The organism is Streptomyces sp. WMMC940 (assembly GCF_027460265.1).
Lineage (GTDB): Bacteria > Actinomycetota > Actinomycetes > Streptomycetales > Streptomycetaceae > Streptomyces.
In genome coordinates, this window is the sequence record NZ_JAPZBC010000001.1 from 1,589,920 (window position 1) to 1,609,689 (window position 19,770).

The 19,770-nt window shown below is 71.5% G+C and carries 12 protein-coding genes; 2 read left to right on the forward strand and 10 right to left on the reverse strand.

Annotated features, from left to right (window positions below; genetic code table 11):
• The first annotated feature begins 217 nt into the window (after positions 1 to 217).
• Positions 218 to 4,048 (forward strand): GH92 family glycosyl hydrolase, encoded by a 3,831-nt coding sequence (locus tag O7595_RS07025; protein WP_269727862.1) that lies wholly within the window; start codon positions 218 to 220, stop codon positions 4,046 to 4,048.
• Positions 4,049 to 4,649: 601 nt separating this feature from the next.
• On the opposite strand, the gene acnA is transcribed toward O7595_RS07025, so the two are convergent.
• A complete protein-coding gene (acnA, locus tag O7595_RS07030; RefSeq protein WP_269727863.1) occupies positions 4,650 to 7,379 on the reverse strand; it encodes an aconitate hydratase AcnA in 2,730 nt (909 codons plus the stop codon).
• Positions 7,380 to 7,872: 493 nt separating this feature from the next.
• Here acnA and O7595_RS07035 point away from each other — a divergent pair, with 493 nt between their 5' ends.
• Positions 7,873 to 9,402: a helix-turn-helix domain-containing protein gene (locus tag O7595_RS07035; RefSeq protein ID WP_269727864.1), complete on the forward strand. Its 1,530-nt coding sequence runs from the start codon at positions 7,873 to 7,875 to the stop codon at positions 9,400 to 9,402.
• A 277-nt stretch (positions 9,403 to 9,679) separates the two neighbouring features.
• On the opposite strand, the gene O7595_RS07040 is transcribed toward O7595_RS07035, so the two are convergent.
• The 9 genes from O7595_RS07040 to O7595_RS07080 form a co-directional block, all read right to left on the reverse strand.
• Positions 9,680 to 10,660, reverse strand: coding sequence for a DUF5996 family protein (locus tag O7595_RS07040; RefSeq protein ID WP_269727865.1), 981 nt, complete (start codon positions 10,658 to 10,660; stop codon positions 9,680 to 9,682).
• A gap of 608 nt (positions 10,661 to 11,268) precedes the next feature.
• Positions 11,269 to 12,816 (reverse strand): MFS transporter, encoded by a 1,548-nt coding sequence (locus O7595_RS07045; RefSeq protein WP_269732404.1) that lies wholly within the window; start codon positions 12,814 to 12,816, stop codon positions 11,269 to 11,271.
• 385 nt (positions 12,817 to 13,201) lie between these two features.
• Positions 13,202 to 13,912, reverse strand: coding sequence for a GntR family transcriptional regulator (locus O7595_RS07050; RefSeq protein WP_269727867.1), 711 nt, complete (start codon positions 13,910 to 13,912; stop codon positions 13,202 to 13,204).
• Positions 13,913 to 13,953: 41 nt separating this feature from the next.
• Entirely contained in the window at positions 13,954 to 14,133 is a 180-nt protein-coding gene (locus tag O7595_RS07055) for a hypothetical protein (RefSeq protein ID WP_269727868.1), read from the reverse strand.
• A 141-nt stretch (positions 14,134 to 14,274) separates the two neighbouring features.
• Positions 14,275 to 15,276, reverse strand: a complete 1,002-nt coding sequence (locus O7595_RS07060) for a proline racemase family protein (protein ID WP_269727869.1) — start codon at positions 15,274 to 15,276, stop codon at positions 14,275 to 14,277.
• A 113-nt stretch (positions 15,277 to 15,389) separates the two neighbouring features.
• Entirely contained in the window at positions 15,390 to 16,295 is a 906-nt protein-coding gene (locus O7595_RS07065; RefSeq protein WP_269727870.1) for a dihydrodipicolinate synthase family protein, read from the reverse strand.
• 384 nt (positions 16,296 to 16,679) lie between these two features.
• A complete protein-coding gene (locus O7595_RS07070) occupies positions 16,680 to 18,290 on the reverse strand; it encodes an FAD/NAD(P)-dependent oxidoreductase (RefSeq protein WP_269727871.1) in 1,611 nt (536 codons plus the stop codon).
• Positions 18,271 to 18,585 carry a (2Fe-2S)-binding protein gene (locus tag O7595_RS07075; RefSeq protein WP_269727872.1) on the reverse strand — a complete coding sequence of 105 codons (315 nt, stop codon included), beginning with the start codon at positions 18,583 to 18,585 and terminating at the stop codon, positions 18,271 to 18,273. Before O7595_RS07075 ends, O7595_RS07070 begins: the two co-directional genes overlap by 20 nt.
• Positions 18,582 to 19,757: an NAD(P)/FAD-dependent oxidoreductase gene (locus O7595_RS07080; protein WP_269727873.1), complete on the reverse strand. Its 1,176-nt coding sequence runs from the start codon at positions 19,755 to 19,757 to the stop codon at positions 18,582 to 18,584. The genes O7595_RS07075 and O7595_RS07080 overlap by 4 nt, the downstream gene beginning before the upstream one ends.
• Between the last annotated feature and the right edge of the window lie 13 nt (positions 19,758 to 19,770).

Genomic DNA, 19,770 nt, shown 5'->3' on the forward strand with positions numbered 1-19,770 from the left:
GCAAGGTTGCGCGGCAGTCTTTCCCGAGTTGAGACCTCCCGCACACGGTAGCGGCGGGTGCCGGGAATCCGCCGCGGGAGACTCGCCGGACCGGCCGAAATCCAACCCGTCGCACCGTCAACACCCTTGACAGCATGCGGCACTTACCCCCTACTGGTGCCTGCGCATTACTCCTGACAACGTTGTCCATCGCTTCGGCGGGAGGAACGGCTTCGACATGCGGCCAAGATCCAGCCCCAGGCACCCCCACGCCCGCTCGGCCGCCCTGGTGGCGGCCGCTTCCCTGCTGGTGGTGACGGCGCAGTCGGCGGCCGTCGCCCTGCCCGCCCGGCCCCCGGCCCCCGCGCCGGAGTTCTCCAGCTCGTTCGAGGCGGACGAGGCCCAGCCCGACTGGCGCAACACCGTGGACACGGGACCGGACGGCGCGAAGCGGTCCGACGGGGTCGACGGCGGCTTCACCTCGGGCATACCGGGCAATGTCACCGACAAGGTCCTCGAACTGCGCGCCAGCGGCGAGAACGCCGGCGCCGGTGAGACCAAGGAGAACCTGGTCGACCTCCAGCCCTCCACCAAATGGCTCACGTTCGAACCGACGGGCTGGGTCGAGTTCGACACGGACAGCCCCGTCGAGGTCGTCACCTACGCACTGACCTCGGCCAACGACTTCGACGAGCGGGACCCGAAGGACTGGACGCTCAAGGGCTCGGAGAACGGCGAGGACTGGACGGTCCTGGACACCCGCGAGGGCCAGACGTTCGAGAAGCGCTTCCAGACGAAGACGTACGGCATCGCCCCGGGGAAGGCCGGTTCGTACGCGCACTACCGTCTGGAGATCACCCGCAACAACGGGGCCTCGGGCATCGTCCAGCTCGCCGACGTGCAGTTCTCCGACGGCGACACCGACAGCCCCGCGCCGCAGGACATGCGCAGCCACGTCGACCGCGGTCCGGCGGGCTCCCCCACCGCGAAGGCCAACGCCGGCTTCACCGGAAAGCGCGCCCTGCGGTACGCGGGCACGCACAAGCCGGACGGCCGCGCCTACTCGTACAACAAGGTCTTCGACGTCGACACGGCCGTGCGGCGGGACACCGAACTGTCGTACCGGATCTTCCCGTCGATGGCCGAGACCGATCCGAACTACCCGGCCACCAGCGTGGCGGTCGATCTCGCGTTCACCGACGGCACCCATCTGAGCGACCTCCGTGCGGTGGACTCGCACGGAGGGCGGTTGACGCCGCAGGGCCAGGGCGCCGCGAAGCGGCTCTACGTCAACCAGTGGAACCAGGTCGCGTCCCGGATCGGCTCGGTGGCCGCCGGCAAGACCGTGGACCGGATCCTCGTCGCGTACGACGCGCCCAAGGGCCCGGCGAAGTTCCAGGGGTGGATCGACGACGTCCGCATCGCCCCGAAGGCGCCGGAGAGGCGGCTCGCGCATCTGTCGGACTACGCCTCCACCGTGCGCGGCACCAACTCCAGCGGCTCGTTCTCGCGCGGCAACACCTTCCCGGCGACGGCCGTCCCGCACGGCTTCAACTTCTGGACGCCGGTGACCAACGCCGGCTCGCTGAGCTGGCTGTACGAGTACGCGCGCGCCAACAACGCCGACAACCTGCCCACGGTCCAGGCGTTCAGCGCCAGCCACGAGCCGAGCCCGTGGATGGGGGACCGGCAGACCTTCCAGCTGATGCCGTCCGTCGCCGAGGGCACTCCGGACACGGGCCGCGTCGCCCGCGCCCTGCCCTTCCGCCACGAGAAGGAGACCGCCCGCCCGCACTACTACGGCGTGACGTTCGAGAACGGGCTGAAGGCGGAGGTCACCCCCACCGACCACGCGGCGATGATGCGGTTCACCTACCCCGGCGACCACGCGTCGGTCGTCTTCGACAACGTCACGGAGCAGGCCGGGCTGACGCTCGATCCGCAGACCTGCTCCTTCACCGGCTGGTCCGACGTCAAGAGCGGACTGTCCACGGGCGCCACCCGGCTGTTCGTGTACGGCGTCTTCGACGCCCCCGTCACCTCGTCAGCGTCCCAGGGCGTCACGGGCCACCTCCGGTTCGACGCAGGTGAGGACCGCACGGTCACCCTGCGCATCGCCACCTCGCTGATCAGCGTCGACCAGGCCAGGAAGAACCTCGCGCAGGAGATCCCCGCGTCCGCGTCCTTCGGCCGCGTCAAGGACCGTGCGCAGGACGCCTGGGACGACCTGCTCGGCCGGGTCGAGGTCGAGGGCGCCACCCACGACCAGCTGGTGACCCTCTACTCCTCGCTCTACCGGCTGTACCTCTACCCGAACTCCGGGTTCGAGAAGGTCGACGGCAAGGACAAGTACGCCAGCCCGTTCTCGCCGCAGACCGGCCCGGACACCCCGACCCACACCGGCGCGAAGATCGTCGACGGCCGGGTGTACGTCAACAACGGCTTCTGGGACACCTACCGGACGACCTGGCCGGCCTACTCCTTCCTCACCCCCGAGAAGGCGGGGGAACTGGTCGACGGATTCGTCCAGCAGTACCGGGACGGCGGCTGGATCTCCCGCTGGTCCTCCCCCGGCTACGCCGATCTGATGACCGGCACCTCCTCCGACGTCGCGTTCGCCGACGCCTATGTGAAGGGCGTCCGCGGCTTCGACGCGGAGAAGGCCTACGAGGCGGCGCTGAAGAACGCGACGGTCACCCCGCCGCACCGGGGCGTGGGGCGCAAGGGCATGGAGACCTCGCCGTTCCTCGGCTACGCCTCCACCGAGACGCACGAGGGCCTGTCGTGGTCGCTGGAGGGCCATCTCAACGACTACGGCCTGTCGAAGATGGCCGACGCACTCTGGGCGAAGACGAAGAAGGCGCGCTACAAGGAAGAGTCCGCGTACTTCCGGAACCGGGCCCGGAACTACGTAACGCTGTTCGACGAGAAGGCGGGATTCTTCCAGGGGCGCGATCTCAAGGGCGACTGGCGGGTTCCGTCGAAGGAGTACGACCCCCGGGTCTGGGGCTACGACTACACCGAGACCAACGGCTGGGGTTATGCGTTCACGGCGCCGCAGGACAGCCGCGGTCTGGCGAACCTCTACGGCGGCCGGCCGGCCCTCGGCAAGAAGCTGGACACCTATTTCGCCACCCCGGAGACGGCGTCACCGGAGTTCGTCGGCTCGTACGGCAGCGTGATCCACGAGATGACCGAGGCCCGTGACGTGCGGATGGGCATGTACGGGCATTCCAACCAGGTCGCCCACCACGTCACCTACATGTACAACGCGGCCTCGCAGCCGTGGAAGACGCAGGAGAAGGTGCGCGAGGTCCTGTCCCGCCTCTACACCGGCAGCGAGATCGGGCAGGGCTACCACGGCGACGAGGACAACGGCGAGCAGTCGGCCTGGTTCCTGTTCTCCGTGCTCGGCTTCTATCCGCTGGTGATGGGCAGCGGGGAGTACGCGGTCGGCTCGCCGCTGTTCACCAAGGCGACGATCCACCTGGAGAACGGCCGTGAACTCGTGGTGGAGGCGCCCCGGAACAGCACCCGCAACATCTACGTCCAGGGCCTGAAGGTGAACGGGAGGAGCTGGAACTCCACCGCTCTGCCGCACTCGCTGCTGGCGCGGGGCGGCACGCTGGAGTTCGCCATGGGGCCGAAGCCGTCGCGCTGGGGCACGGGCAGGGGCGCCGCGCCCGTCTCGGTCACCGAGGACGACGAGGTGCCCTCGCCCCGCCGAGACGCGACCAGCGGCACCGGCGCGCTCTTCGACGACACCTCCGGTACGGAGACGGCGCTGGAGGCGGCCGTGGACCTGCCGGTCGCGAAGGGCACACGGGCCGTGCAGTACACACTCACCTCGGCGGCCCGCGACAAGGCGCCGGCAGGCTGGGTGCTGCAGGGCTCCCGGGACGGCACGGCCTGGACGGATCTGGACAGGCGGTCCGGTGAGTCGTTCGCGTGGGACCGGCAGACACGGGTCTTCACGGTCGCGCGCCCCGGCACGTACCAGCGGTACCGGCTGGTCCCCGCCGCCGGTGCGGCGCAGCCGGTGCTCGCGGAGGTCGAACTGATCTCCTGACCGCTCCTCCGCCCCGTGTCCGAGGCCGCAGTCCCCTCCGGGGCTGCGGCCTCCGCGCTGCTCCACCACCGTGGCGCAGGCGAGGATTCGCCGCCGTGGCGGAGGAGAGTAAGGGAGGCCGGCCGCGCATCGGAGCGGCTGTTCGTGCCGCGGCCCGCACCGATCGAGCCGGTCCGGCAGTCGGCGGCCTGCCCGCCGTGGGGCCGTTCAGGCGCTTCCGGGCCGGTACGGTGCTCGGCGAGTTCCGGGTCGTCGGCAGGCACCCGGCTCTCGCCGGACGCGACGGAGGCGGAGCCGTGGATCCCGGTGGAGCGGAGCGCGGCGGACTGAGCCGACGCTCCCGGCGGACGGGAGGACGCACGGGAAGACGCGCCGCGGAGCCGGACGACGGCGCAGGACGGGGCGATGGCCGGGCGCCGGGAGTGGCGGAGGTCCGGGCCGCGAAGGGACGACAGAGGGCCGCACCCTCGGGGTGCGGCCCTTCGCCGTACTGCCGGACCCCCCGTACCGCGGGTGGCCGCACGGCGGTACCGCCGTGCGGATGCCGGTACCGCCGTGCCGGCGGCGCCCCGGTCGGGGGGCCGGACCGCCGCCGGGGCGCCTACTTGCGGATCAGGCTCCGGAGCACGTACTGCATGATGCCGCCGTTGCGGTAGTAGTCCGCCTCACCGGGGGTGTCGATGCGGACGACCGCGTCGAACTCCACACCGGTGTCGGTGGTCACCTTCACCGTGCGGGGCGTCGTGCCCTCGTTGAGCTCGGTGACACCGGCGATGGAGAACGTCTCCTCGCCCGTCAGGCCGAGGGACTCGGCCGAGGCACCCTCGGGGAACTGCAGCGGGAGGACGCCCATGCCGATGAGGTTCGAGCGGTGGATGCGCTCGTACGACTCGGCGATGACGGCCTTGACGCCGAGGAGCGCGGTGCCCTTGGCGGCCCAGTCGCGGGACGAGCCGGAGCCGTACTCCTTTCCGGCGAGCACGACCAGGGGGATGCCCTGCTCGATGTAGTTGCGCGAGGCGTCGTAGATGAACGACACGGGAGCCGCGTCAGCAGTAGCGGACTGCGTGAAGTCGCGGGTGTAGCCGCCCTCGGTGCCCGGCGCGATCTGGTTGCGCAGGCGGATGTTGGCGAACGTACCGCGGATCATGACCTCGTGGTTGCCACGGCGCGAGCCGTAGGAGTTGAAGTCGCGGCGCTCCACACCGTGCTCGGTGAGGTACTTGCCGGCCGGGGTGTCGGCCTTGATGGCACCGGCCGGGGAGATGTGGTCGGTGGTGACCGAGTCGCCGAGCTTGGCGAGGACGCGGGCTCCCTCGATGTCGGTGACCGGGGTGGTCTCCATCGTCATGCCCTCGAAGTACGGGGGCTTGCGGACGTAGGTCGACTCGGCGTCCCACTCGAAGGTGTTGCCGGTCGGGATCGGCAGCGCCTGCCACTGGGCGTCGCCCGCGAAGACGTCCTGGTAGGACTTGTTGAACATGTCCTCACCGATGGCGTTGGCCACGACGTCGTTGACCTCGGCCTCGGAGGGCCAGATGTCCTTGAGGTAGACCGGGTTGCCCTCGGTGTCGGTGCCGAGCGCCTCGCGGGTGATGTCCACCTTCATGGAGCCCGCGAGGGCGTAGGCGACGACCAGCGGCGGGGACGCCAGGTAGTTCATCTTGACGTCGGGGTTGATCCGGCCCTCGAAGTTGCGGTTGCCGGAGAGCACCGAGGTGACGGCCAGGTCGTGGTCGTTGACGGCCTTGGAGACCTCCTCCGGCAGCGGGCCGGAGTTGCCGATGCAGGTGGTGCAGCCGTAGCCGACGAGGTTGAAGCCGACCTTGTCGAGGTACGGGGTCAGGCCCGCCTTGTCGAAGTAGTCGGTGACGACCTTGGAGCCCGGGGCGAGGGTGGTCTTGACCCACGGCTTGCGGGTCAGGCCCTTCTCGACCGCCTTCTTGGCCACCAGCGCGGCGGCGACCATGACGTACGGGTTCGAGGTGTTGGTGCAGGAGGTGATCGCGGCGACGGTGACGGCGCCGTGGTCGATCTCGTACGTCGAGCCGTCGGGGGCGGTCACCGTGGTCGGCTTCGACGGGGCGCCGTTCGGGGAGATCGCCGGGGCGTCGGAGGCCGGGAAGGACTCCTTGCCGGCCTCGTCGACATCGTCGACGTAGTTGCGGACGTCCAGTGCGAACTGCTGGGCGGCGCCTGCGAGGACGATGCGGTCCTGCGGGCGCTTCGGGCCGGCGATGGAGGGGACGACCGTGGCGAGGTCGAGCTCCAGCTTCTCGGAGAAGTCGGGCTCGGCGGCCGGGTCCAGCCAGAGGCCCTGCTCCTTGGCGTACGCCTCGACGAGCGCGACCTGCTGCTCGCTGCGTCCGGTGAGCTTGAGGTAGTTCAGGGTCTCGTCGTCGATCGGGAAGATCGCGGCGGTGGAGCCGAACTCCGGCGACATGTTGCCGATGGTGGCGCGGTTGGCGAGGGAGGTGGCGGCGACGCCCTCGCCGTAGAACTCGACGAACTTGCCGACGACGCCGTGCTTGCGCAGCATCTCGGTGATCGTGAGGACGAGGTCGGTGGCGGTGGTGCCGGGCTGCAGCTCGCCGGTGAGCTTGAAGCCGACGACGCGCGGGATGAGCATCGAGACGGGCTGGCCGAGCATGGCGGCCTCGGCCTCGATGCCGCCGACGCCCCAGCCGAGCACGCCGAGGCCGTTGACCATGGTGGTGTGCGAGTCGGTGCCGACGAGGGTGTCGGGGTAGGCCTGGCCGTTCCGGACCATGACGGTGCGGGCCAGGTGCTCGATGTTCACCTGGTGGACGATGCCGGTGCCGGGCGGGACGACCTTGAACTCGTCGAAGGCGGTCTGGCCCCAGCGCAGGAACTGGTAGCGCTCCTTGTTGCGGCCGTACTCCAGCTCCACGTTCTGCGCGAAGGAGTCGGGGGTGCCGAACTTGTCGGCGATGACGGAGTGGTCGATGACCAGCTCGGCGGGGGCGAGCGGGTTGATCTTCGCCGGGTCGCCGCCGAGCGCCTTGACGGCTTCGCGCATGGTGGCGAGGTCCACGACGCAGGGCACGCCGGTGAAGTCCTGCATGATCACGCGGGCCGGCGTGAACTGGATCTCCTGGCTCGGCTGCGCCTGCGAGTCCCAGCCGCCGAGCGCCCGGATGTGGTCGGCGGTGATGTTCGCGCCGTCCTCGGTGCGGAGCAGGTTCTCCAGGAGGACCTTGAGGCTGTAGGGGAGGCGCGCGGAGCCCTCGACCTTGTCCAGCCTGAAGATCTCGTACGACTCGTCACCCACGCTCAGCGTGCTGCGGGCGTCGAAGCTGTTCGCCGACACGACAGTCTCCTTCATCAATGTGCGCGTACTGACCGCATCCTGCCGCCTGCGACTCCCCGGGATCCGCTAAGGTGAGACTTAGTTAGGTCACCCTTACCCGACGACCCGGCGGAAAGTGGCTGCGGTGCGCTTTCTGCAGATATCTCGATGTCGAGATAACTCTAGTACATGACCGCTGACGGGTCATGTCCGGACGCGAGTGACGGACGCCGCACCGCAGCCCGCGGGACGGCACCGCTATGCCCCGAACCGGACGGATGGCGGCGGGTATGCACCCGCGCGTCCCGGGCGACAGCCGGACCGTGCCGCCGGGGCCGCGGTCGGACGGCCGCACGCGCCACCCCTCGGAGCGCCGGGCACGCGGGACCCGCCCCACGAACGGCCCAGCCCGCTTTGCCCTAGTTGGACGGATGATGGACCATCAGAACCAGGCATCACCCGTATGGTCCACCCCATCGAGCACCTCATCTCATATCTGAGATAGCCTGCCTCCATGGCAGACGACTACCTCGTACGCATCGGCAAGCTCATCCGTGACGCCCGTCAGCATCGGGGCTGGACACAGTCGCAGCTCGCCGACGCACTCGGCACCAGCCAGAGCGCCGTCAACCGCATCGAACGCGGCAATCAGAACATCAGTCTTGAGATGATCGCCCGGATCGGCGAGGCGCTCGACAGCGAGATCGTGTCCCTGGGCTACGCCGGTCCCATGCATCTGCGGGTCGTCGGCCGGCGCCGCCTCTCCGGCTCCATCGACGTCAAGACGAGCAAGAACGCCTGCGTCGCGCTGCTGTGCGGATCGCTGCTCAACAAGGGACGGACCGTCCTGCGCCGGGTCGCGCGGATCGAGGAGGTCTACCGACTGCTGGAAGTGCTGCACTCCATCGGCGTGCGCACCCGCTGGATCAACGACGGCACCGACCTCGAGATCGTCCCCCCGGCCAGGCTCGACATGGACGCCATCGACGCGGAGGCCGCGCGCCGGACCCGTTCGATCATCATGTTCCTCGGCCCGCTGCTGCACCGCCTGGACCGCTTCCGACTGCCGTACGCCGGCGGCTGCGACCTCGGCACCCGCACCATCGAGCCGCACATGATCGCGCTGCGCCGCTTCGGTCTGGACATCACCGCGACCGAGGGCCAGTACCACGCGGTCGTCGAGGGTTCGGTCGCCCCGGACCGCCCGATCGTGCTGACCGAACGCGGCGACACCGTGACCGAGAACGCGCTGCTGGCGGCCGCGCGCCACGACGGCGTCACCGTGATCCGCAACGCCTCCTCCAACTACATGGTCCAGGACCTGTGCTTCTTCCTGGAGGCCCTGGGAGTACGCGTCGACGGCATCGGCACGACCACGCTGACCGTCCACGGCGTCCCCGAGATCGACGTGGACGTCGACTACTCCCCGTCCGAGGACCCGGTCGAGGCGATGAGTCTGATCGCGGCCGCCGTCGTCACCGAGTCCCAGCTGACGATCCGCCGCGTGCCGATCGAGTTCCTGGAGATCGAACTCGCGGTGCTGGAGGAAATGGGCCTCGACCACGACCGCACGCCCGAGTACACCGCCGACAACGGGCGGACCCGGCTGGTCGACCTGACCGTGCGCCCCTCCAAACTGGAGGCGCCGATCGACAAGATCCACCCGATGCCGTTCCCCGGCCTGAACATCGACAACGTGCCGTTCTTCGCGGCGATCGCGGCCGTCGCCCAGGGCCAGACCCTCATCCACGACTGGGTCTACGACAACCGCGCCATCTACCTCACCGACCTCAACCGCCTCGGCGGCCGGCTCCAGCTCCTCGACCCGCACCGCGTCCTCGTCGAGGGCCCGACCCGCTGGCGGGCCGCCGAGATGATGTGCCCGCCGGCCCTGCGCCCGGCCGTGGTCGTCCTGCTCGCGATGATGGCGGCCGAGGGGACCTCGGTGCTGCGCAACGTCTACGTCATCAACCGCGGTTACGAGGACCTGGCGGAGCGCCTCAACTCGGTGGGCGCGCAGATCGAGATCTTCCGGGACATCTGAAGGCCCTCGGACGGAACGCCGCCATACCCCTCCTGACCTGCATGAAGGAGGCGAGAGGGGCTTGGCGGAGCCCCCCGTTGCCACAATCTCTCGTGACCGATTCGACGACCCGTCCGCGTACGTGGTCAGGCTGGCCCCATCGGCGTGGCTGATCGGCTGGCGCCGACCCTCGTCCGTCCCCACGCGCTCGCCAGGACGCGGACTCACCAACGGAGAAGCCGAGTGCGTCAGGAGCAGTCCTGTCTCCGGCGCCGGGAGAACGGGCAGGTCGGGCAGGTCAGCCCCCTCGGCGTTGGCGTCGGTGGTGGCGTGGCCGCTGCAGGGCCCACCGGTCGGGATCGTCCTCCAGTGCCGCCCGGTCCCACCCTCCGTGCTCGGCCGCCGCCTCGTAGGTCGTGTGCAGGAACTCGGCGAGGGCGCGGTCGGGGTCGTCGGCGGTGCGGACCGCCTCGTACGGCAGGAGGAACTGGCCGTTGTCCTTGCTGTAGAACGCGGCCCCGGGCGCGACCGCGTGGTCGGCGAAGCCGTCGGGTTCGGGATAGGCGTACGCGTAGAAGGCGCCCTCCTCCCCACCACCCGGCCAGAAGCCGCAGCTGCTCAGCTCGCGGGAGTAGCCCTCCTTCATCACCCAGTCGCCGCAGTTCGGCGCCCCGCCCGGGTGGGGCGGTGCCGGCCTACCGGAGAAGCGGGTGCAGGCCAGGTCCATCGCGCCCCAGAAGAAGTGCACCGGGCTGACCTTGCCGACGTAGTACGAGCGGAACTCGCCCAGCACCCGGTCCGCCTGCAGCAACTGCCGCCAGAACAGGTGTGCGGCGGCGGGGTCGTAGGCGTCGTGCCGGTCGTCCTCGGCGAAGGGGATCGCCACTTCGACCTCGTTCGGGGCCGGCTGGATCCTCGTCGGAATCCCGAGTTCGCCGAGGGCCTGCATCGTCTCGCGATAGAAGTCCGCCACCGGTTTGGGCTCCAGTGCGATGGTGCGGACGTCGCCCTCACTGGTGCGGACGACCAGCCGGTGATCGACGAAGTCGAACTCGATGTCGAAGACACCCGACCGGTAGGGGATCGCGGACGTCGTCAGACCGCGGGGACTGACGTACGAGGTGACCTGCCACCAGTGGTTGAGCAGTGGGGCGTGCGCCAGCCTGATCTTGCCCACGATCTGCATCCACATGTGGAGCGTGTCCCGTGTCGCGGTCCAGTCGGCCACGCGCAGCGCGGGCCATGCGGTCGGCGCGTCGGTTGTGCGGTCCCCCGTCATACCGCCTCCCTCCGTCGGAACGGGGCGATGCCGACAACGCTGCCACTGAGGGAGGTACCGGGCAACCGCGCGGGCGGGAACTGGAGGGCAATGGTCCGGGAACTGGAGCGCAGGGGCCCGGGGGGGACGGTCCGCCGGGGCGCGCTCCACGGAATGCGGAGCACGGTACGCGCTGCACGGGGTGCGCAGCCCGGAATGCGCATCTTGCGGCCACTCGGCCACCGTACGGCGCGCCCTCCGACGCGGTCGTTCGGGAGGACCCGAGGCCGGGCGCGGCAGGGGCACGGGAACGGGGAACCACGGGCGGACAGGCGGCCGAGGCGGGGTGGCGCCGGCCGGCCGGCGCGGCGGCGCGCCCAGCCGGGCCGGAGCCCTCTCCTGTGTCACTTCCGCCACTTCCTGTGCGGACGATCGGCATGCGGAACGGGGCCTCGCCTGCCGCAGCCGGGATGTACGGCGCCGCGCGGTCCGCGACGGAGTCGGGGACCGGCCTGGACCTGGTGGAGGCCTCGGCGGCGTCCTGGGGCGCGGCCACGGTGGGTGATCGCGGCAAGTGGGTGTGGTTCCAGCTGCCGGCGGCAGGAGAGCGGCGGTGGGCGCGGTGCGCGTCAGCGCCCTCCCGGCCCTGCCGTGCCCTTCAGTCGCGCGATGTCCGAGGGCCGCACCTGGATGACGAGCAGCGCGATCAGCGCGGCGACTGCGGTGAAGACCGCGGCCAGTACGAACGCGGCGCTGGTCCCGGCCGCGAGCACCTGGTCGCCCCAGGGCGGCGGCAGCTGCCCGGTGCGCTCGTGGAGCAGCCGCTGCGGCGGGGTCGCCCGGGCGAGGAACTCCGGCGCCAGCCGGGCCGCCTCGTGCGCGGCAGCCGCACCGAACACCGTGACCAGGACGGACAGACCGAGCGACCCGCCGAGCTGCTGGCTGGTGTTGAGCAGTCCCGAGGCCGCGCCCGACTCGTGCGGCGGGACGTGGGAGAGCGCCATGAGGGTGAGCGAGACGAACTGCAGCCCCATGCCGAAGCCGAAGATGATCATCGGGCCGAGGATGTCGCCCGCGTACGTGGCGTTGACGCCGACCCCGGTCAGCCAGGACAGTCCGGCCGTGGCGAGCAGCGCTCCGGTCACCATGAAGGGCTTGGGCCCGAACCGGGGCAGGAGGCGCGAGGCCACGCCGGCGCCGGTCGCGATCACCGCGCTGACGGGAAGGAAGGACAGACCGGCCCGCAGCGGGCTGAAACCGAGCACGTTCTGTACGAATAGCGTAAGGAAGAAGAACATCCCGAACATCGCCGCGGCGAGGCTGAGCATCATCCCGTAGGTGCCCGCACGGTTGCGGTCGGCGAACATGTGCAGCGGGGTGATCGGCTGCCTGGAGCGGGTCTCCACCACGACGAAGACCGTGAGGACCACGGCCGCGGACGCGAAGGACGCCAGCGTGACCCCGTCCCGCCAGCCGTCCTGGGCGGCGCGGATGAAGGCGTAGACGATCAGCACCATGCCGAGCGTGGAGGTCAGGGCTCCCGCGATGTCGAAGTGCCCCGGGTGGCGTGCGGACTCGCGGATGCGGCGCGGGGCGGCGAGGACGATGAGCAGTCCGATGGGAACGTTGACGAAGAACACCCAGCGCCAGTCGAGCCATTCGACGATGACGCCACCCGCGAGGAGCCCGATGGCTCCGCCGGCCGCGGACACGGCTGCGAAGACGCCGAACGCCCGGTTCCGCTCTGGTCCCTCCCGGAACGTCGTACTGATCAGGGCGAGCGCGGTCGGGGAGGCGACGGCACCGCCCGCGCCCTGCAGGGCGCGGGCGGCGAGCAGTTGCGGGGCGTTCTGCGCGAGGCCGCCGAGCAGTGACGCGACGACGAAGACCAGTACGCCGGTGATGAACACCCGCCGCCGGCCGAGGATGTCGCCCGTGCGTCCGCCGAGGAGCAGCAGACCGCCGAAGGCGAGCGTGTAGGCGCTCACCACCCAGGCCAGGCCCGTGGTGGAGAACTGCAGCGATCGCTGGATGTGCGGGAGGGCGATGTTCACGATGGTGGCGTCGAGGACGACCATCAACTGGCAGGAGGCGATGACCAGCAGAGCGATCCCGTTTCCGTCGCCCCGGGCGGGGGCGGCGGTGCGCGGTGCGGGGGTGGGCCGGGGCGTGGTCATGGCGTGGCTGCCTGGTCGGACGTCGGGCATCCGTCCTTCGACCGTAAGCCCGGCCGGAATGGTCGACCAGTTGATCAGATGCGGGGCTGCCCGGTGGTCCGGTTGATCAACTGAGGCAGCCGGTCTTCGAGTTCGGGGGCGAGGGGCGGAGGCCAGGGGCGTCCAGGGCACCCGGGGCGGACGGGGCCGTGGGCGTCCGGGACGGGCGGGGGCCGATTCGGGGGGACGGGCGGAGGCCGGGAGCGTCCGAGACGGGCGGGCATCGGCAGCACCGGTTGCGGGGCGCGTCGGCGACACCGGATGCCGTGGACCGACGACAGCGGGTGACGGTCCCGGACCGTGCCGGGGGTGCCTGTGTGCCGGGATACGAGTGGTGGCCCCTCCGTCAGCGGGCGCCGAGGGTGCGCTTGGTGCGCGGCTCCACCGGTTCCTCCCCGGCCTGCGCCCAGAGCGAGCGGACGTGGCCGAGATGGCGGGACATGCACTCCTCGGCGGCGAGCTCGTCACCGGCGAGCATGAGGTCGAGCAGTTCGTGGTGCTCCTCTGCGGAGGCGACCAGCAGGCCGAGCTCGTCGAGCCGCGTCAGCCCGTAGAGCCGTGAGCGCTTGCGCAGGTCACCGACGGTCTCGACGAGACGGTCGTTGCCGGCCAGGGAGAGCAGGCCGAGGTGGAAGCGGCGGTCGGCGTCGAGGTAGCCGATCAGATTGTGATTGCCCGCGTGCTCCACGATCTCCTCGGCCACCGGGCGCAGTGCCTCGAGCTGGGCCTCGGTGGCGATCTGCGTGACCCGGCCGATGGTCGGCACCTCGATCAGGGCGCGGAGTTCGGTGTACTGGTCGAGGTCGCGCTCGCTGACCTCGGTGACGCGGAAGCCCTTGTTACGCACGGGTTCGACCAGTCCCTCGCGGGTGAGGTCCAGCATGGCCTCGCGGACCGGTGTGGCGGAGATCCCGAAGTCCGCGGCGAGTCCGGGTGCGGAGTACACATGGCCGGGGCGGAGTTCACCGGCGACCAGCGCGGCCCGCAGGGCGTGGGCGACCTGGTCGCGCAGCCGCTCCTGAGCGGTGATCAGGCCGATCTGCTTCAGGTCCCCCATGGGCTTCCTCCGAGAATCCAGTGGAGGGCAAGCGTACAATGTCACGTTTCCCTGCCCTCCTCGGTCGTGCCCGCGCTGAGGACCGCGGCAGCCACGGCAAGATCGTCCCAGGCCGTGTCCACGCTCGTGAAGAGCTGTGGACAACCGGCGGCGGGACGGGCGTGGCCGGGGACCAGTCCGCCGTCGAACAGCGGCTCGCGCGTGGTGGTGCAGCACAGCACGAGGTCGCCGCCGGCGACGTCGTCGGGTGTGGGTGCCGAGGGCGCAAGAACTCCGGGAGTGCCGCTCCCGAAGGCAGCCTGAGCCAGGAATCCCCTCCCCGCAGCACAGGGAGGGGCGGATTCGAAGAGGGAGGGGCGGATTCAAAGGAGGAAGCCTGCGGGGAACGGGTCCGACGGATCGAGGAAGTACTGGGCGGTTCCGGTGATCCAGGCCCGGCCCGTGACGGCGGGGATCACTGCGGGCAGCCCGCCGACTGAGGTCTCCCCGACGAGACGGCCGGTGAACTCGGTCCCGATGAAGGACTCGTTGACGAAGTCCCGGCCGAGGGGCAGCTCGCCGCGGGCGTGCAGTTGTGCCATGCGGGCGCTGGTGCCGGTGCCGCACGGGGAGCGGTCGAACCAGCCCGGGTGGATGGCCATGGCGTGCCGGGAGCGTACGGCGTCCGAGCCTGGTGCGGTGAGGTAGACGTGCTTGACGCCGACGATGCCGGGGTCCTCGGGGTGGACGGGCCGGTGGGTGGTGTTGATGGCGTCCATGACGGCGAGTCCGGCGGCGAGCAGGTCGTCCTTGCGGTCGCGCGCGAAGGGCAGCCCGAGGGCGTCGAGGGAGACGAAGGCGTAGAAGTTGCCGCCGTATGCCATGTCATAGGCGACGGTGCCGTATCCGGGGACGTCGGCCTTGAGGCCGAGTCCGAGGCAGAACGAGGGCACGTTGGTGAGTGTGACCGAGCGCGCCTCGCCGTTCTCGACACGGACGTCGACGGAGACGAGCCCGGCGGGGGTGTCGAGACGGACGGTGGTGACCGGTTCGGTGACGGGCACCATGCCGGTCTCGACGAGGACGGTGGCGACGCCGATGGTTCCGTGGCCGCACATGGGCAGCAGTCCGGACACCTCGACGAACAGCACGCCGTGGTCGGCGTCGGGCCGGGTGGGCGGCTGCAGGATCGCGCCGCTCATGGCGGAGTGGCCGCGCGGCTCGTACATCAGCAGGGTGCGGATGTGGTCGAGGTGCTCGGCGAAGTGCAGTCGGCGCTCGGCCATGGTGGCGCCGGGGACGACGCCGACCCCTCCGGTGATGACGCGGGTCGGCATCCCTTCGGTGTGCGAGTCGACGGCGTGGTAGACGTGGCGGGTGCGCATGGGTGGTGTCCCCTTCTCGTGCTGCCCGTTCGCGTGTCGCGCGTTCTCGTGTCGCGCGTTCTCGTGTTCGCGGTCTCATGCCGTACGGTCTCGTGCCGTACGGCCGGTTCCTGCTAGTGGTGGCCTTCCGCGAGGGCCTTCTCGGTCGCGGCGCGGACGGCGGTCTCCTGATCGCCGGTCAGGGGTGAGCGGGGCGGGCGGGTCGGACCGCCGGGACGCCCGGCAAGGTCCATGGAGAGCTTGATGGCCTGGACGAACTCTGTCCGGGAGTCCCAGCGCAGCAGAGGGTGCAGGGACCTGTAGAGCGGCAGCGCGGTGTCGAGGTCGCCGGCGACGGCGGCGCGGTAGAGCGTGGCGCAGGCGACGGGAAGGGCGTTGGGGAATCCGGCGATCCAGCCGACCGCGCCGGACAGGGCGAGTTCGAGCAGGACGTCGTCGGCGCCGATCAGCAGGTCGAGGCCCGGGGCGAGTTCGGTGATCTCGTAGGCGCGGCGGACGTCGCCGCTGAACTCCTTGACGGCGACGATGCTCTGTTCGCCGTGCAGCCGGGCGAGCAGATCGGGGGTGAGGTCGGTGCGGGTGTCGTAGGGGTTGTTGTAGGCGACGACGGGCAGACCTGACCGGGCGGCCTCGGCGTAGTGGGCGGCGACGGTGTCCGGGTCGGCGCGGTAGGCGTTGGGGGGCAGCAGGAGGACGGACCCGGCGCCGGCGCCGGCGGCCTGGTCGGCCCAGCGGCGGGCTTCGGCGCAGCCGTAGGCCGAGACTCCGGGCATCACACGGCTCCCGTCGCCCGCCGCCTCGACGGCGGTGCGGACCACACGGGCGCGTTCGTCGTCGGTGAGCGTCTGGTACTCGCCGAGGGATCCGTTGGGGACGACGCCGTCACAGCCGTTCTCGATCAGCCAGGCGACGTGGGCGGCGTAGGCGTCGTAGTCGACGGAGAGGTCGTCGCGGAGGGGCAGGGCGGTGGCGACCATGATGCCGTGCCAGGGACGTGTGCGGAGGGGTGCGGATGCCATGGCGACTCCTATTGTGAGGTGTGACATTTTACTGATCGGCGCCCTGCCGCCACAAGGGCGAACTGCGTTTCCACGATGAGCTTCTGACGTGTCGTCGGGTCACGGACTCCTGCCTGATCCTCGCCGGCAGGGGGCCGGCTCAGGGCCCTCGGGACCCTCGGCTTCCCGTGCGTCGGCTTCCCGTGCGGCGGCTTCCGGCCCTTCATTGGGGGGCCGTCCGTCGGGGGCCGTCCATTGTCGGCCGCCCGATGCCGGCCGTCGACTGCGGGCGGTCGGTTCCGCGGGCCTATGGCCGGGCCCCTCGGCCGGCCCCGTCGCCGACCGGGGCGGCCCCGGCGGACGGCGCCCGTCCCGCCCGACCGCGTCGCGGGTGCCGTTCCCGGGTCAGCGGCCCGCCGGGGCGGCCGGGCCGGGTCGGTCCGGCGGCGGAGTCGGGGTGGGCGGACCGTCCCCGGGCAGGCCGGCGAGGTGGCCGAGCGGTACGGGGCAGGACAGGGGCCGCCGGTCGGCAGCGGGGGCCCCGCCGGCCAGGCGGGCGACCGCGGATCCGCACATACGGCCCTGGCACCATCCCATTCCGGCGCGCGTGAGCAGTTTGACCGTGCGGGTGTCGTGCGCGCCGAGTTCGCCGGCCGCCTGCCTGATCGCCCCGGCCGTGACCTCTTCGCAGCGGCACACATGGGTGTCGTCGTGGAGCCATGCTGTCCAGCTCTCGCGCGGCCGGTGGACGGTGGCCATCGTGTCGGCGAAGGCCCGCAGCCGGTCGCGGCGTCCGCGCAGTACCGCCGCTCGCGGCGGCAGCGGGATGCCACGCAGGGCGCGGGCCACGGAGCGGGCGGCCAGTTCGCCTTCGGCCAAGGCGAGTTCGGCGCCACCGATCCCGCCGGTCTCCCCCGCCGACCAGACGCCCGCCACGGAGGTGCGCTGTTCGTCGTCGAGCGCGAGGGCGGGGGTGCCGTCAGCCGTGCGACGGGTGGCACAGCCCAGTCCGGTGGCGAGTTCGAGCTGGGGAACGAGTCCGTGGCCGGTGGCGAGGGCGTCGCAGGGAATGCGGCGGGCGCTGCCCGGCACGGGCCGCCAGTCGCGGTCGAGCCGTTCGACCGTCACTGCCTCGACCCGGGCGGTGCCGTGGGCGGCGGTGACCGCGTGGCGGGTGAGGACCCGTACGCCGTGCCGGAGCAGCGTGGCGCCGTGCGCCGCCCCTTCGGCGAGTTTGACGGGGTTGCGCAGCAGGGCGGCCGGCCGGCGTGCGTAGGCGGGGTAGGCGGCGGCCTCGACGAGCGCGGGCACGGTGGCACCGGCGGAAGAGAGTGCGGCGGCGACGGCGAGCAGCAGTGGGCCGCTGCCGGCGACAACGGTCCTGCGGCCGGGGAGGACGAGTCCCGACTTGAGCATGGCCTGGGCCCCGCCGGCGCCGACGACGCCGGGAAGGGTCCAGCCGGGGAAAGGCAGTTGGCGTTCGTGGGCTCCGGTGGCGAGGAGGACGGTGCGGGCCCGGACGGTGACGGGTCTGTCGTCGCCGTCGCCGTGGGCGTCCTGGTCGCCTCCCTCCGGGACCGGGCCGTCGCCGGCGCTCTCGCCGGCGACGGCGTGCAGTCCCCAGACCGGGGCCGGGGCTGCGAACGGGGTCGATGAGGACTCCCCTGTTTCCGTCGGCCGTTCGGGCAGGACGCTCCACACGTGATGGCCGGGCAGGTGCCGGAGGCGGCCGGCGGAGGTGTGGGCGCGCAGCCGGCGTTCGAGGCGGGTGAAGGTCTGCCAGCGGTGGTGCAGGGCCTGCGGCCGGGCGGCGCGGAGGCCGGGTGCGGGGTGCCGGTAGTACTGGCCGCCGGGGTGTTCGGCCGCGTCGAGGAGCGTCACGCGCAGCCCGAGGCCCGCGGCGGTGACGGCGGCGGCGAGCCCGGCTGGGCCGGCGCCGACGACGGCGAGGTCGCAGGGCGTGTCACGGTGGGTGCCGCCGGGGGGTGTGCCGGGTTCAGACGGCGAGGTCGTCATGGCCGGTCCCCTTCTGTGTGGTGATCACGTCGCCCGGGCGGGCGGGGACGAGACAGGCGCGGCGGTTGGGGCGGCCGTTGACGGTGGCGAGGCAGTCGAAGCAGGTGCCGATCCCGCAGAAGGCGCCTCGGGGGGAACCGCCGTCGCGGGTGGTGCGCCAGGCGAGGATTCCGGCTGCCCACAGGGCTGCGGCGACGCTCTGTCCGGGCAGGGCGGGGACGGGGAGCCCGTCGAAGCTGATCTCGTACGGAGGGCCGGGTTCGGCGCGGACGAGCCGGGCCGGGGTGGTGGTCACTGCGCTGCTCCTGCCTGGTCGAATCGTTCGGGTCGGAACGGGGTCAGGTCCAGGGCCGGCCTGTCCCCGGCCAGTGCGGCGGCGACGAGGAGCCCGGTGGCGGGGGCGAGGCCGATGCCCGCGCCCTCGTGGCCGCACGCGTGGAACAGGCCTGGGACTCGCGGGTCGGGGCCGATGGCGGGGAGGTGGTCGGGGAGGTAGGGGCGGAAGCCGTGGTAGGTGCGGATGACGCTGACACCGGCGAGAACGGGGAACAGGGCGGCGGCCTGGCGGGCGAGCCGGCGGACGGCTTCGGCGGACAGGGCGCGGTCGAAGCCGACGCGTTCGCGGGTGGCGCCGATCAGGACCGGTCCGGCCGGGGTGCCCTCGACGACGGCGGAGGCCTGGAGGGCCGCTGAGTCGCTGGCGACGTCGGAGATGTAGTCGGCGGCGTAGACCTTGTGGCGGACGACGCGAGGCAGGGGTTCGGTGACGAGGACGAAGCCTCGGCGCGGCTGGACGGGTAGGTGGGTGCCGGCGAGGCGGGCGAGGTCGCCGCCCCGGGTGCCGGTGGCGTTGACGACGGCGGGGGCGTGGAGTTCGCGATGGGGTGTGCGGACGCCGCGCAGGGTTCCGTCAGGGTGGCTGAGGACCGCGGTGACCTGTTCGCCGAGGTGGACGGTGGCGCCCGACCGCCGGGCCGAGGCGAGGAGTTGGGCGGCGGCGCGGGCGGGCTGGACCTGGGCGTCCTGGGGGTAGTGGAAACCGCCGACGAGGCCGGGGGCCAGATGGGGTTCCAGGTCGCGGAGGGCGTGGGCGGGGACTTCGTGTGTCTCGGCACCGGCTGTGCGCTGGGCTTCGGCGAATCGGCGGAGTGCGGTGAGGGCGGTCTCGTCGGGCGCGACGACGAGACCGCCTTTGGGCTCGTACTCCGTCTCCGGTGGGAGGACGTCGGCGAGTTCGCGCCACAGCCGGGTGGACAGCAGCGCGAGGTCGAGTTCGGGGCCCGCCTCCTTGTCGGAGACGAGGAGATTGCCCTCCCCGGCGCCAGTGGTGCCGCCCGCGACGGAGCCGCGGTCGACGACGGCGACGACGAGGCCGGCGCGGCTCGCGTAGTGGGCACAGGCCGCTCCGACGACGCCGGCGCCGACGATGACGGCGTCCAGGGGACCACGAGGGTTTCCGGTGGGCACGGCAGTAATATGT

Coding starts and splice junctions, on each gene's coding strand:
- O7595_RS07025 (WP_269727862.1), top strand. CDS start 218: ATGCGGCCAAGATCCAGCCCCAGGCACCCCCACGCCCGCTCGGCCGCC.
- O7595_RS07035 (WP_269727864.1), top strand. CDS start 7,873: ATGGCAGACGACTACCTCGTACGCATCGGCAAGCTCATCCGTGACGCC.
- O7595_RS07040 (WP_269727865.1), bottom strand. CDS start 10,660: ATGACGGGGGACCGCACAACCGACGCGCCGACCGCATGGCCCGCGCTG.
- O7595_RS07045 (WP_269732404.1), bottom strand. CDS start 12,816: ATGACCACGCCCCGGCCCACCCCCGCACCGCGCACCGCCGCCCCCGCC.
- O7595_RS07050 (WP_269727867.1), bottom strand. CDS start 13,912: ATGGGGGACCTGAAGCAGATCGGCCTGATCACCGCTCAGGAGCGGCTG.
- O7595_RS07060 (WP_269727869.1), bottom strand. CDS start 15,276: ATGCGCACCCGCCACGTCTACCACGCCGTCGACTCGCACACCGAAGGG.
- O7595_RS07065 (WP_269727870.1), bottom strand. CDS start 16,295: ATGGCATCCGCACCCCTCCGCACACGTCCCTGGCACGGCATCATGGTC.
- O7595_RS07070 (WP_269727871.1), bottom strand. CDS start 18,290: ATGACGACCTCGCCGTCTGAACCCGGCACACCCCCCGGCGGCACCCAC.